Consider the following 13,955-nt stretch of genomic DNA (forward strand, 5'->3'; position numbering starts at 1 on the left):
GCTCGCTGGTCTTTGCTGCCCTGACGGTTCGCTCTCTCGGTCGGAGTCTCGATGTTCAAGCTCTTGATTTTCACGCTGGTCGGCGTGGGTGCCCAGCTGGTCGACGGCGCTCTCGGCATGGCCTTCGGCGTGACTGCGACCACCCTGCTCGTGTTCAGCGGCGTCGGACCGGCACACGCCAGCGCAGCAGTGCATTTCGCCGAGGTCGGCACCACGCTCGCCTCCGGCGCGTCGCACTGGCGGTTCCGCAACATCGACTGGGCTCTCGTACTGCGCCTGGGTGTCCCCGGCGCCATCGGCGCGTTCCTCGGTGCGACGGTGCTGTCCCAGTTGTCGACGGCCGCCGCCGTCCCCGTGACGTCGACGATCCTGCTGGCGATCGGTGTGTACGTCCTGCTCCGCTTCTCCATCCGCCCTCCCGCCGTCAACGACGCCCGGACGTCGCCGCACACGGCGAAGTTCCTGTCACCGCTCGGCCTGTTCGGTGGATTCATCGACGCGAGCGGCGGCGGCGGCTGGGGGCCGATCACCACCAGCACGCTGCTCTCCCGCGGCAAGACCGCACCGCGCACCGTCATCGGTTCGGTCAGCGCGTCGGAGTTCCTGGTGTCCGCCGCGGCCAGCATCGGGTTCATCTTCGGTCTCGGCAGCGACTTCTTCGACAACATCCCCATCATCGCGGGGCTGGCGCTCGGCGGCATCATCGCCGCACCGCTCGCCGCCTGGCTCGTCAGCCGGGTGCCCGCAACCCTTCTGGGAACCGGTGTCGGCGGCATCATCATCATCACCAACGCGCAGAAGCTGTTCAAGACATTCGACGTCACCGGCGTCGCCGCCACCCTCGGGTACCTCGCTCTCGTTGCGGTGTGGGCCGGACTGCTGGTCGTCGCCTGGCGTCGTTCGCGTCTCAGCGCGGCAGAGGCCGCAGGCGATCTGCACCGGATCGACGCCGAGAACGACACGCCCGTCGAGTCGGAGGCCCCGTCCCTCGAGCCGTCCACCGGCGAGAAGGCCTGACCTCGCCTCCCGCCCCCACTTCGGGGCGAACCTCCGCAGGACATCCGGCCCACCTCATCCTTACCAGCGGGTAACATTGGGTGCGGTTCATGGCACCCGTCCGGTGCTCCAAGTGCGGAACAGTGAGGCATTTCATGACTGAGCGTGTTGAGGTCGGCGGTCTGCAGGTCGCGAAGGTGCTCTACGACTTCGTGAACGAGGAGGCGCTGCCGGGGACCGGGGTGGACGTCGACGGGTTCTGGTCGGGTGCGGCGAAGGTGATCGACGATCTGGCGCCGAAGAACAAGGCGCTGCTGTCCACCCGCGACGACCTGCAGGCCCGGATCGATGCCTGGCACCGCGACCGGGCCGGTGCCGTGATCGACCCGGCCGAGTACAGGGCGTTCCTGACCGAGATCGGGTATCTGGTGCCCGAACCGGCCCCGTTCGAGGTGTCCACGGCGAACGTGGACACCGAGATCACCGCCACCGCCGGCCCGCAGCTGGTGGTCCCGGTCCTCAACGCCCGCTTCGCGCTGAACGCCTCCAACGCGAGGTGGGGGTCGTTGTACGACGCCCTGTACGGCACCAACGCCATCCCCGACGACGGCGGCGCGGAGGCGGGCAGCTCCTACAACAAGGTCCGCGGCGACCGGGTCATCGCCTGGGCCCGCACCTTCCTCGACACCGCCGCCCCCCTCGCGACCGGGTCGCACGCCGACGCCGCCGCCTACACCGTCGACGGCACCGCCCTGACCGTGCAGCTCGCCGACGGCACGATCACCGGCCTCGCCGAGCCGGGCAAGTTCGTCGGCTACCTCGGCACCCCGGCCGCCCCGACCAGTGTGCTGCTGCGCAACCACGGGTTGCACGCGGAAATCCAGATCGACCCCACCTCCCCGATCGGCCAGACGGACGCGGCGGGCGTCAAGGATGTGGTGCTCGAATCCGCGGTCACCACCATCATGGACTTCGAGGACTCCGTCGCCGCCGTCGACGCCGACGACAAGGTGATCGGCTACCGCAACTGGCTCGGCCTCAACCGCGGGGACCTGACCGAGGAGATGACCAAGGGCGGCACGGCGTTCACCCGCCGGCTGAACCCGGACCGGGTCTACACCGCCCCGGACGGGTCCGAGCTCACCCTGCACGGGCGGTCGCTGCTGTTCGTCCGCAACGTCGGGCATTTGATGACCACCCCGGCGATCCTGCACGGCGACGGCACCGAAATCCCCGAGGGCATCCTCGACGCCCTGATCACCTCCCTGTGCGCCGTCCACGGGCTGTCCCGGTCCGAGCAGACCGGGCCGTTGGACAACTCCCGCACCGGGTCGATCTACATCGTCAAACCCAAGCAGCACGGCCCCGACGAGGTCGCGTTCACCACCGAACTGTTCGGCCGCGTCGAGCAGGTCCTCGGCCTGCCCGGCAACACCCTCAAGGTCGGCATCATGGACGAGGAACGCCGCACCACCGTCAACCTCGCCGCCTGCATCAAGGAAGCCAGTGAGCGGGTGGTGTTCATCAACACCGGGTTCCTCGACCGCACCGGCGACGAGATCCACACCTCGATGGAGGCCGGGCCGATGATCCGCAAGGCCGAGATGAAGAAGCAGACCTGGATCACCGCCTACGAGGACTGGAACGTCGATGTCGGTCTGGCCTGCGGGTTGCAGGGGCGGGCGCAGATCGGCAAGGGCATGTGGGCGATGACCGAGCTGATGGCCGAGATGCTCGAGCAGAAGATCGGCCACCCCAAGGCCGGCGCGAACACCGCGTGGGTGCCGTCCCCGACCGGGGCCACCCTGCACGCCACCCACTACCACCAGGTCGACGTCGTCGCCGTCCAGAACCGGCTCAAGGGCACCCGGCGGGCCACCCTCGACGAGATCCTCACCATCCCCCTCGCCCCCGACACCGACTGGTCCGAGGCCGAGAAGCAGGAAGAACTCGACAACAACTGCCAGTCCATCCTCGGGTACGTGGTCCGCTGGATCGACGCCGGCGTCGGCTGCTCCAAGGTCCCCGACATCCACGACGTCGCCCTGATGGAGGACCGCGCCACCCTCCGCATCTCGTCCCAGTTGCTGGCGAACTGGATCCGGCACGGTGTGGTCACCGCCGACCAGGTCGTGCAATCGCTGCAGCGGATGGCCCCGGTGGTGGACCGGCAGAACCAGGGCGATCCCACCTACCGGCCGCTGGCCCCGGACTTCGACACCAACATCGCCTTCCAGGCCGCGAAGGAACTCATCCTCGACGGCACCACCCAGCCCTCCGGCTACACCGAACCGATCCTGCACCGCCGCCGCCGCGAATACAAAGCAGCCAACGCCTGACAGACCAATCCCCACGTGAGTGGCGAAGCGTCCCGCGGGACGCTTCGCCACTCACGTATCAGGCCGGGGTGATCCTGCGCATCACTACACTGCGAGGGTCAACGTCGAACTCGTCGGACAGGGGCTGGAAAGCACGTGGGGCAGCATCGCGGCGAATCGCGCGCCAGGGGTATCAGCAGGGGGCCTTTGATCGTGCTCGGTCTCGTCGTCGTCCTCGTGCTGGGCGTGGTGGGCTGGTTCCAGTTGCGTGACCGGATCAACGACCAGGGAGTGGCTGCCGCGGGCGCCTGCGTCGAAGGCGAATCCGTGCTCGCGGTCGCGGCGGATCCCGATATCGCACCCCAGCTGCAGACTCTTGCCGACCATTTCACGGAGACGGCGCCGGTGATACGCGATCAGTGCGTGTCGGTGACGGTCACTGCCGTCGCATCCGACGCAGTGCGCGACGCCTTGTCCGCGGGACCGGACGGCCCGTGGGACGCAGCGGCCCTCGGACCTCGGCCCGCTCTGTGGATTCCGTCGAGCTCGCATTCCGTCAAGCAGGTGTCGGCAACCGGTGTCATCAGCGGCGAAGCGCGTCCCGTGGCGACCAGCCCGGTGGTGCTCGCGGTCCGGACGGCGTTCGCGAATGCGCCGGGCACGCCGGCGATCGACTGGAAGGACTTGCCGTCACTGCAGACCGGCCGCGATTCCCTCGCGGCTCTCGGTCTGCCGGGCTGGGGCAGCCTGGGCATGGCGCTCCCCGTCGGCCCCGGCGCCGAGAGTACGGAGATGGCAGTCGAGGCGGTCGCGGCCGCGGTCACGGGAAGCAGCACGGGTCCGGTGACGGAGGAGCAGGCACGTTCCGCTCCGGTCACGTCGGCACTCACCGGTCTGGCGCTCGGCTACGAGGCGTCGTCGGGGACGAAGCCCGCGACGACGCGGGAGGCACTCACCGCGCTGGCCGAGCAGGGCGATCCCGCGACCTCCGACGTCCACGCGGTCGCGGCTACCGAACAGCAGGTCTACCAGGCCCTGCGCGACGCACCCGGAGCCGACATCACCACATCGATGCCGAAAGGCCCGACACCCGTGGCAGATCACCCGGCGGCCGTCCTGGCCGGCCCATCCGTCGACGAGACGCAGAGCCGCGCCGCCGCGCAGTTCGCGGAGTTCGTCCGTCGACCCGAACAGGCGCAGGTCCTGGCCGACGCAGGATTCCGGGTCGAGGGACTGGCCCGCCCCGACGACACCGCGCTGGCCTTTCCCGGTTTCGAATCCACCCTGGTTCCCGCAGATGCGGCGGCTGCGGCCGAGCTGATGCACGTGATCCGGAATCCGATCACGCCCCGCACCTCCACCGTCCTGCTCGACGTTTCCAGCTCGATGGGTGAGCGCGAGGGAACGGCGACGCGCCTGGCGAACACGACAGCAGCGCTCGCAGCCCACGTCGACCGTGCTCCGGACTCGTCGAACCTCGGACTGTGGGAGTACAGCACGACGCTCGACGGGTCGCGGCCGTACACGACCGTGGTCGCGACCGGTCCGCTCTCGGCGGGCGGTTTCACCGAGGGCACCCGCAGGCAGGCCCTCGACGCCCGGCTCGCCAAGGCGACACCCGCCACCGGAACCTCGACGTACACGTCGCTCGAAGCTGCCTACAAGAGTGCGGTCGACGGATACACGCCGGGCCTCACCAATTCGGTGCTGCTCGTCACCGACGGCGCCAACGACGACTCCGTCGCGCGCGCGGATCTGCTGGCGGCCATCGCCGCGGCCTCGAGCACGTCGAAGCCGGTGCGCATCGACGTGGTGACGATCGGCGAGAATTCCGACCTCAACACGTTGCAGGCGTTGGCCGATCGCACCGGCGGGTCGCTGGAGAAGGTCGCGTCCTCGGACGGAGCGGCCTTGCCGACCGCGATCAGCAAGCTGCTGTCGTGACGAGGCTCCTGGTCTTCGCAGTCTTCCTCGCACTCGTCAGCTGGTGGCTCCATCGGCGACTCGTCCGGGCCATCGGGCTGGGCCGTCCCTGGTCGGTGGTCGTCGACGTGACCCTCGTGGTCCTGTGGGTTCTCGCGGTCGTCGGCGTCGGCAGCGGCGAAGCCTTCGACCCGGGATGGGCGCGTCCCCCGGGGTGGGTGGGCTGGGTGTGGCTCGGCGCGATGTTCTATCTGGTGCTCGGGCTTCTGCTGGTCGCACTGGTGTCACTGCTGACGCGCCTGTTCGGCCGCCTGCGCGGTACCGGAAACGGCGAACAGGTCGATCTGTCACGGCGGCGCGGCCTGCGCATCGCCACCGCCGTCGTCGTGGTGGGTGCCGTCGGCGCCGCCGGCTACGGGGTGTCGGAGGCCGCGCGGCCGCGGATCGTGCGGGTTCGGGTGCCGCTGAAACGTCTCCCCGCCGAGTTCGACGGTGTGCGTGTGGCGCTCGTGTCCGACCTCCACGTCGGCCCGGCGCGAGGAGTGGATTTCACTCGGCGTGTCGTCGACCTGGTGAACGCGGAGCAGCCGGATCTCGTCGCGATCGCGGGCGATCTGGTCGACGGGACCGTCGCGAAGGTATCGCCCGATCTGCAACCGCTCGGCGACGTCGAGGCCCCGCTCGGGGTGTTCGGTGTCAGCGGCAATCACGAGTTCTACGCCGACGACGGCGGCCGATGGCTGGACGTGTGGGACCGACTGGGCATCCGGACGCTGCGCAACGAGCGCGCGACGATCACCCGAGGCGGCGCCACTCTCGACATCGCGGGCATCCACGACTACTCCTCGCCCGCCCCGTACGAACCCGATCTATCCGCCGCGCTCGCCGGACGCGATCCGTCGACGTTCGTCGTGCTGCTCGCGCACGAACCGCGGCAGGCACTGGAAGCGTCCGACCTCGGTGTCGACCTGCAACTGTCGGGGCACACCCACGGCGGGCAGATGTGGCCGCTGGGTTATCTGGTGCCGCTGCAGCAGCCGTCGGTGACGGGACTGGACCGCATCGGGAACACCGTCCTGTACACCACTCGCGGTGTGGGCACGTGGGGTCCGCCCGTGCGCGTGGCCGCCCCACCGGAGATCACGATCCTCGAGCTGGTGCGCGAGGACTGAGCGAGCGATGCCCGACCCGCGTGAGCGGGCCGGGCATCGTCGGTGTCAGGCGCCTTCGAACGCGGAGATCGGCGGGCAGGAGCACACGAGGTTGCGGTCGCCGTGCGCGCCGTCGATGCGCCGGACCGCCGGCCACACCTTCGGCCGTGCCTTGCCGCGGGGGAACACCGCCGTCTCACGGGTGTAGGGGTGGTTCCACTCCGCTGCGAGGCATCCGGCCGTGTGCGGGGCGCCGCGCAACGGGTTGTCGTCCACCGGCCACTCCCCCGCACCCACGCGGTCGATCTCGGCGCGGATCGCGATCATCGCCTCGCAGAAGGCGTCGATCTCTTCGAGGTTCTCGCTCTCGGTGGGCTCCACCATCAGGGTGCCCGCCACCGGGAAGCTCATCGTCGGTGCGTGGAAACCGTAGTCGGCGAGGCGCTTTGCGACGTCGTCCACGGTCACACCGGTGTCCTTGGTGATCGGCCGGAGGTCGAGGATGCATTCGTGGGCCACCATTCCGCCCTCGCCGGTGTAGAGGACGGGGAAGTACTCGTCCAGGCGGCGCGCGATGTAGTTGGCCGAGGCGATGGCGGTCAGGCTTGCGCGACGCAGCCCGACGGCGCCCATCATCCGGATGTACGCCCACGTGATCGGCAGGATCGACGCACTGCCGTACGGGGCCGCCGAGATCGGTCCGGCGGTGCCGAGTTCGGGTGCGAGCGGATGTCCGGGCAGGAACGGCGTGAGGTGGGACCGCACACCGATCGGACCGACACCGGGGCCACCGCCACCGTGCGGGATGCAGAACGTCTTGTGCAGGTTGAGGTGGCTCACGTCGCCGCCGAACCGGCCGGGGCGGGCCAAGCCGACCAGGGCGTTGAGGTTGGCGCCGTCGACGTACACCTGGCCGCCGGCGTCGTGGACGGCCGCGCAGATGTCGGCGATCTCGTGCTCGTACACACCGTGTGTGGACGGGTAGGTGATCATGATCGCTGCGAGGCGCTCGGCATGGTCGGCGATCTTCGCCCGCAGGTCGTCCAGGTCCACGTCACCGTTCGGGCGGCACCCGACGACCTCGACGCGCATCCCGGCCATGACCGCGGATGCGGCGTTGGTGCCGTGGGCGCTCGACGGGATGAGGCAGGTGTCGCGGTGGTCGTCTCCGCGGCTGAGGTGGTAGTTGCGGATCGCGAGCAGCCCCGCGTACTCGCCCTGACTACCGGCATTCGGCTGCAGGCTGACCGCGTCGTAGCCGGTGACGGCGACGAGCCAGTTCTCGAGGTCCTTGATGATGCGGAGGATTCCCGGTGTGTCCCCGGTCGGCGCGAACGGGTGCAGTCCGGCGAACGCGGGCCAGGTGATCGCTTCCATCTCGGCGGTGGCATTGAGCTTCATCGTGCAGGAACCGAGCGGGATCATGCTGCGGTCGAGTGCGATGTCCTTGTCGGACAACGCCCGCAGGTAGCGCAGCATCGCCGTCTCGGTGCGGTACCGGGTGAACGCCTCGTGCTGCAGGTAGTCGGATCCGCGGAGCTGCGAGTCGGGGACGGACGTGCCCGCTTCCTCGGTCACGGCGCCTTCGCCGCCGAACGCCGCGAGCACGTGGGCGACGTCGTCGTCGGTGGTGGCTTCGTCGCACGCGATGGCGACGTGATCGGCGTCGACGAGCCGCAGGTTGATGCCGGCGTCCTTCGCCTTCGCCACCACGTCCGCCGCCCGGCCGTCGACTCGCACGAGAATCGTGTCGAAGAAGTGCTCGTGGACGACGACCGCCCCGGTCTTGCGGAGTGCGTCCGCCAGGGAGTGCGCCGTGTTCGCGACGCGCAGGGCAATCGCCTTGAGGCCCTCGGCGCCGTGGTAGCTGGCGTACATTGCCGCCAGAATCGCCAGCAGCACCTGTGCGGTGCAGATGTTCGACGTCGCCTTCTCACGGCGAATGTGCTGCTCCCGGGTCTGCAGCGCCAGCCGGTACGCCTTGTCACCGTCGGCGTCGACGGAGACGCCCACCAGACGGCCGGGGAGTTGACGTGCGTGCTTGGTGTGCACGGCGAGGTAGCCGGCGTGCGGGCCACCGAAGCCCATGGGGACACCGAACCGCTGGGTGGTGCCGAAGCAGGCGTCGGCCCCGATCTCGCCGGGCGGGGTGAGGAGGGTGAGCGCGAGCAGATCCGCCCCGACCGCGACCAGTGCGCCGCGCTCGTGGGCGGCGGCGATCACGTCGGTGTAGTCGACGATGCGGCCGGACCCGCCGGGCATCTGTGCGAGGACGCCGAAGAAGTCACCGTCCGGCAGGCCGGCGGACAGATCGGCCACCACGATCTCGATGCCGAGCGGCTCGGCCCGGGTCTCGACGACGGCCAGCGTCTGCGGGAACAGGTCGGCGTCGACGACGAACCGCGGGGACTTGCTCTTGCTCGCCCGGCGCAGCAGTGTCATCGCCTCGGCGGCGGCGGTGGCCTCGTCGAGCATCGACGAGTTGGCGACCTCCATGCCGGTCAGGTCGGCGACCATCGTCTGGAAGTTGAGGAGGGCTTCGAGGCGGCCCTGGCTGATCTCGGGCTGGTACGGCGTGTAGGCCGTGTACCAGGCCGGGTTCTCGATGATGTTCCGGATCAGGACCGGCGGGGTGAGGGTGTCGTAGTAGCCGAGACCGATCATGGACGTCGCCACGGTGTTCTGCGCGGCGAGTGCGGACAGTTCGGCGAGCGCTTCGTGCTCGGACACCGGTGCGGGCAGTGAGTCGAGGCCGTCGGCGATGCCGCCCGTGACCCCGTCCAGGATGACGGCGGGGACGGCCTTCGACGCGAGGTCGTCGAGCGAATCGGCTCCGACCAGCTCGAGGATGTGCGCGAGTTCCGCAGCGTTCGGGCCGACATGACGATCGGCGAATGTACGGCTTCCAGCGTCGATCACGACAACTCCCAAGCAGTTCGGAGGATCAGGACACGCCCCGCGTAGCGGAACGTCCCTCCCCCTCTGTCGCCTGCTCGAGTCGAGCGCCTGAGAGATTCGGTACCGTCGTTCACGTGTGAAGACGGCCCTTTCCCCGTGGGCGGGTGGGTGCTCCCACCGCTTTCCAGAGACGTCGGAGCCCGCACGGTCCTGTCTGCCTGAGAGATTGACGGGGAGGTGTTGCTCCTTCGGCGCCCGAACTCCCGCACACACGATGTTTCTGTGTTTGCAGTGCCCGGAACTCTCCCGCACGGCGTCGACGCACCGCCAGTCTATGTCACGGCTGCAGGTGGCGGCGCAGGCAGCGCCGCGCTCCGATGGATGCGGGCTAGCCCGTCTTGCGGCTCGCGCGGTTCTTGCGCCGCGACGCCAGTTCGTCCTCGGGGCTCTGCTCGCTCGCGCCGCCGTCCGCGCGCTCGGCCGGGAAATCGGCGATGGTGCCGGTCAGTTCGCGCATTGCACCGCTCACCGCGATACCGAAGACGCCCTGCCCGCCCTGGAGCAGATCGACGACCTCTTCGGGCGAGGTGCACTCGTAGACCGTGGTCCCGTCCGAGAAAAGTGTGATCTTGGCCAAGTCCCGCACTCCGCGCTTACGGAGGTGGTCGACGGCCACGCGGATGTTCTGCAAGGATATTCCGGTGTCGAGCAGACGCTTGACGATCTTGAGGACGAGGATGTCTTTGAACGAGTACAGCCGTTGGCTGCCCGAACCTGCTGCGCCGCGAATGGACGGCACGACGAGGGATGTGCGAGCCCAGTAATCGAGCTGGCGGTAGGTGATTCCCGCGATCTGGCAGGCGATGGGGACGCGGTATCCGACGAGGTCGTCGGGCACGGAATCGTCCGGGAAGAGGCCCGGTTGGATCTCCTCGGAGCTGAATTCGGACTCGGCAACGTTGTCGCCGGGCGCAAGATTCAGCGCATTCTCCTGCGGCCGATCTCCCACTGACTACTCCCTCTCGCATGTTGCACTGAACCCGACGATCAGTGCGCCTGTGACGCGCGTCGCCAGTGTCCGCGGCACAGCCGCAGCACATCGAGCGGCGCAAGCGCCACCAGTGACATCGAGCAAGTTCGTACCCTGAACCTACTCAGCGTACGCCCGATACAATCTGCAGGGCAGATAATCACTGCACCGAACGCTATGACTCCGAAGAGACGGGGTCAACGCAACGCGCCGGAAGAACCTCAACCGTTACTGCGCGCCCGAGGCTCTTCCGCAGGTGCAATCTAGCCGTCAGTGGCCTTGAAATCGTCCGGCGACACGGACTCGAGGAATTCTTTGAACTTCTCGACCTCGTCCTCGCGCTCGTCGGGCATGACCAGACCGGCCTCCGTGAGTACCGCCTCCTCGGCGAAGATCGGTACCCCGATCCGCAGTGCGATGGCGATGGAGTCGGACGGGCGGGCCGAGACGCGGGTGTTCTGGTCGAACACGAGGTCGGCGTAGAACGTGCCCTCGCGCAGGTCCACGATGCGAACTTCCTTCAGCGTGCGGCCGAAGGCTTCGATCAGGTTCTTGATCAGGTCGTGGGTCAGCGGACGCGCCGGCTCGACGCCCTGCTGTTCGAGTGCGATCGCGGTGGCCTCGGTCTGGCCGATCCAGATGGGCAGGTACCGCTCGCCGTCGGTTTCACGCAACAGCAGAACAGGTTGGTTTTGGGGCTGCTCGACACGAACTCCGATCACGTGCATTTCGCTCATCGCGTCTGCCTCCACCCTGCAATGGTCCGTCCGCGGCACACAATGCCGTACCAGGATTCTATTCGATTCGTGTCTGCTCTTCGACCGTACAGCCGTTCGAGCGCAGCGTCGTTGGGAAGTTGGGACGGTCGGCGAGCTCAGCTCACCGATCGAGCGCACCCCGGACTGCCGACTTCACCAGGCAGGTGTGCAACGTCAGAGACAGGGCCGCCAGTTCGCGCACCATCTCCTCGGCGCGATCACGTGCGCCGGCGTCGCGGCCCTTGGCGACGGGTCCGGCGATCTGCGCGACCAACCCGGCCTCGCGGTCGGCCGCCAGTTTGAACGCCCTCAGGTGCCGCACCTCGAGTCCGAATTCGGACATCGCCCTCGCGGTGCGCGCAAGGGTCACCGCGTCCTCGTCGAAGAACCCCGCCGGCCCGGGAACGACCAGCCCTCCGCGGGTCAGTTCGCCGAGGAACTTCTCGTCGATTCCCGCCCGGGAGATCAGGTCGTCGCGACTGATCCGCACCTCGCGGTCGGTGCGGAACTCCTCCGGGGACACCTCGCCCGGGGCCACGGTGAGCGCGCGCGGCCGGCGCGGCGACGAATCGCCTGCGCCGACCGTGGCCACACCTCTGTCGATGGCCTCGAGCTGCTCCTTGATGACCTTCAGCGGCAGATACTGATCACGCTGCGCAGTGAGGACGTAGCGCAGTCGTTCACAGTCGGCGATCGAGAAACGCCGATACCCCGAGGGTGTGCGCTGGGGGCTGATGAGACCCTCGGCTTCGAGGAATCGGATCTTCGAGATCGTCACATCAGGAAAATCGGGGCGCAGTCGATCCAGCACGGAGCCGATCGACATCCCCGATTGCGCCTGCTGCTGCCGCACCGCGGTCATTGGCTACCCGCACCAGCTGACGTCTCACCGATCTGCGAGCCACCGGCCGTGGTCCGGGGTCCGGTCAGGAAGACCAGTCGGAACTTGCCGATCTGGACCTCGTCACCGTTCGCCAGGACAGCCGAGTCGACCGGCTCGCGGTTGACGTAGGTGCCGTTGAGGCTGCCGACGTCGACCACCTGGAACTCGTCGTCCTCCTGGCGGAACTCCGCATGACGACGGCTGACGGTCACGTCGTCGAGGAAGATGTCGCTGTCGGGGTGCCGTCCTGCGGACGTCGTCGGCTGGTCGAGCAGGAAGCGCGACCCTGCGTTCGGTCCACGCTTGACGACGAGCAGAGCAGAGCCCGCGGGCAGTCCCTCCACACCCGACACCGGGGCTTCCGGAGCCTGGGTTGCCGAGGAGCTGTCGAGCTCATTGAGAAAGTCCGCGCGGAAGACCGACGTGGTTTCCGCCGGCGTCTCCCCATAGACCGCGTCGTTGCCGTTCTCGCTCACCGTTTCTCCTCCTAGTTCGATCATCCAGCAAGATTCGCTGGACTACGCAATGCCACTCGGTACTACATAATTCGGTTCCCGTGCACATTAACTTCTGTGCAAACTCCCACGATCACATTCAAACTACGGACCTGCGCCCCGACACGGCACATGCGTTCAACATCGACCGTACCCTGCGCACGCCGGTGCGTGTAGTGAGACAGGCCGCCAGCACATTACGAACCGGTATTCCGACAGCGGATTTTGTCCGGCAACCCCGTTTTCCGGGCTGTCGGCATCTTCCGAAACTATCCGATTACCGCTTCGCGTGTTGTCGGGAAATTATCCTGCCGTGATGTCTGCATAGCCGGCGGCGTCCAGCATTTCGGCCAGTGCCGCGTCGAGGGTCGCCTCGTCGTCGACGCCGAGGTCCACCAGCCACCCCTGCCCGTAGGGCGCGGAGTTCACGAGTTCCGGGTTGCCGTCCAGATCGGCATTGGCGGCAACGACTTTCGCCGTCAGCGGGGCGAAGATGTCGGAGACGCTCTTGGTGGATTCCACCTCGCCGAACGATTCGCCCGCCGTCACTGCCTCGTCGACCGCCGGAAGCTGGACGAACACGACGTCGCCGAGCTGGGACTGCGCGAAATCGGTGATGCCGACGCGTACCGTCGTGGGCCCCGTCCGCTCGACCCACTCGTGTTCGGCGGTGTACCGACGATCGGCGGGGATTTCGAGCTCACTCACAGTGGCTTCCTTTCGATGGCAATCCGCGGGCGGATGCGAAGATCAATTTCCGGGCTGAGCGTATTGGCGAGGTTTCGCCTCTCGCAAGGCGGAGATCGTGACCTGCTGCGATTGTTCGATCGTCAGCTGCCCGCCGCTGCGCGCGACCGTGTCGACCACCCCGCCGGGAATGTTCAGGGCCGCCGCGAGAGTGGGCGGATCGCCGATGGCGACCACCCCGTAGGGGGCGTTCACCTTCCGGCCGTCCACCGACACACCGCCGGCCGAACCGGACACCCAGGAGTCGACGCCGATCCGGACGGGCGGGCCGTCCGCCCCCTGGATCTGGACGGCTTCGGCACCGGCGGCACGCAATTCCTGCACGAGGTCGAGCAGAACCTCGGAGCCGACCCCCTTGTTGGGGTCGGTGACGCGCATCGTCACCCCGGGGCCGGTGGCCGGTGCGCTGCCGACCTGGATCGACAGCGCCGTCAACCGGGCCTGCGCCTCGTCGAGCGCCGCCCCGGAGCTGCCGCTCTGTTGCAACGTTGCCAAGGTCTGTTCCAGCGATGCGATCTCCTGCCGCAGGGCCGCCTCCCGTTGGTTCAGCGTGTCCAGGACGACCAGCAGATCCGCGGGGCTCGCCGAGTCGAGGGTGTCGCCGGACCCGGTGTTCTTCACCTGCGTCACGATCGCGATTCCCAGCCCGCCGAGCAGGAGCGCGGCGAGCAGGGCGAAGACGACGTGCGATCGCTGCGACGTCGCCGGTTCGTTCCCGTGGAGTTCGTGTCTGCCCTCGTGTCCGCTCACGTCGCGA

Annotated in this window: 11 protein-coding genes and 1 riboswitch; of the genes, 4 read left to right on the forward strand and 7 right to left on the reverse strand. The window is 68.2% G+C overall.

Translation table 11 applies throughout. The features are described from left to right. The first annotated feature begins 51 nt into the window (after positions 1 to 51). The 4 genes from HGB39_RS22600 (at position 52) to HGB39_RS22615 (ending at position 6,409) form a co-directional block, all read left to right on the forward strand. Entirely contained in the window at positions 52 to 1,017 is a 966-nt protein-coding gene (locus HGB39_RS22600; RefSeq protein ID WP_005243104.1) for a sulfite exporter TauE/SafE family protein, read from the forward strand. A gap of 134 nt (positions 1,018 to 1,151) precedes the next feature. Next, positions 1,152 to 3,335 carry a malate synthase G gene (locus tag HGB39_RS22605; protein ID WP_120661412.1) on the forward strand — a complete coding sequence of 728 codons (2,184 nt, stop codon included), beginning with the start codon at positions 1,152 to 1,154 and terminating at the stop codon, positions 3,333 to 3,335. Between the two features lie 192 nt (positions 3,336 to 3,527). Continuing rightward, positions 3,528 to 5,258 carry a substrate-binding domain-containing protein gene (locus HGB39_RS22610; RefSeq protein WP_267204515.1) on the forward strand — a complete coding sequence of 577 codons (1,731 nt, stop codon included), beginning with the start codon at positions 3,528 to 3,530 and terminating at the stop codon, positions 5,256 to 5,258. Continuing rightward, positions 5,255 to 6,409: a metallophosphoesterase gene (locus HGB39_RS22615; protein ID WP_054246668.1), complete on the forward strand. Its 1,155-nt coding sequence runs from the start codon at positions 5,255 to 5,257 to the stop codon at positions 6,407 to 6,409. The genes HGB39_RS22610 and HGB39_RS22615 overlap by 4 nt, the downstream gene beginning before the upstream one ends. 45 nt (positions 6,410 to 6,454) lie before the next feature. Here the strand turns inward: HGB39_RS22615 and gcvP are convergent, their stop codons facing one another. The 7 genes from gcvP to HGB39_RS22650 form a co-directional block, all read right to left on the reverse strand. Further along, entirely contained in the window at positions 6,455 to 9,307 is a 2,853-nt protein-coding gene (gene gcvP / locus HGB39_RS22620) for an aminomethyl-transferring glycine dehydrogenase (RefSeq protein ID WP_005562898.1), read from the reverse strand. A 174-nt stretch (positions 9,308 to 9,481) separates the two neighbouring features. Beyond that, a riboswitch (glycine riboswitch) is annotated at positions 9,482 to 9,605 on the reverse strand. Positions 9,606 to 9,674: 69 nt separating this feature from the next. Continuing rightward, positions 9,675 to 10,295, reverse strand: coding sequence for a MerR family transcriptional regulator (locus HGB39_RS22625; protein WP_005243116.1), 621 nt, complete (start codon positions 10,293 to 10,295; stop codon positions 9,675 to 9,677). Between the two features lie 284 nt (positions 10,296 to 10,579). Further along, entirely contained in the window at positions 10,580 to 11,053 is a 474-nt protein-coding gene (locus tag HGB39_RS22630) for a bifunctional nuclease family protein (RefSeq protein WP_005264201.1), read from the reverse strand. Between the two features lie 142 nt (positions 11,054 to 11,195). After that, complete coding sequence (ftsR, locus tag HGB39_RS22635) at positions 11,196 to 11,936, reverse strand: transcriptional regulator FtsR (RefSeq protein WP_005264200.1); 741 nt, start codon at positions 11,934 to 11,936, stop codon at positions 11,196 to 11,198. Next, positions 11,933 to 12,433 carry a glycogen accumulation regulator GarA gene (gene garA, locus HGB39_RS22640; protein WP_005243122.1) on the reverse strand — a complete coding sequence of 167 codons (501 nt, stop codon included), beginning with the start codon at positions 12,431 to 12,433 and terminating at the stop codon, positions 11,933 to 11,935. Before garA ends, ftsR begins: the two co-directional genes overlap by 4 nt. A gap of 321 nt (positions 12,434 to 12,754) precedes the next feature. Beyond that, positions 12,755 to 13,159, reverse strand: coding sequence for a glycine cleavage system protein GcvH (gcvH, locus tag HGB39_RS22645; RefSeq protein ID WP_005562897.1), 405 nt, complete (start codon positions 13,157 to 13,159; stop codon positions 12,755 to 12,757). A gap of 42 nt (positions 13,160 to 13,201) precedes the next feature. Continuing rightward, positions 13,202 to 13,948, reverse strand: a complete 747-nt coding sequence (locus HGB39_RS22650; protein ID WP_005562896.1) for a DUF881 domain-containing protein — start codon at positions 13,946 to 13,948, stop codon at positions 13,202 to 13,204. Positions 13,949 to 13,955 lie beyond the last annotated feature (7 nt).

Origin of the sequence: Rhodococcus opacus, from assembly GCF_012396235.1 — a bacterium.
Taxonomy (GTDB): domain Bacteria; phylum Actinomycetota; class Actinomycetes; order Mycobacteriales; family Mycobacteriaceae; genus Rhodococcus_F; species Rhodococcus_F opacus.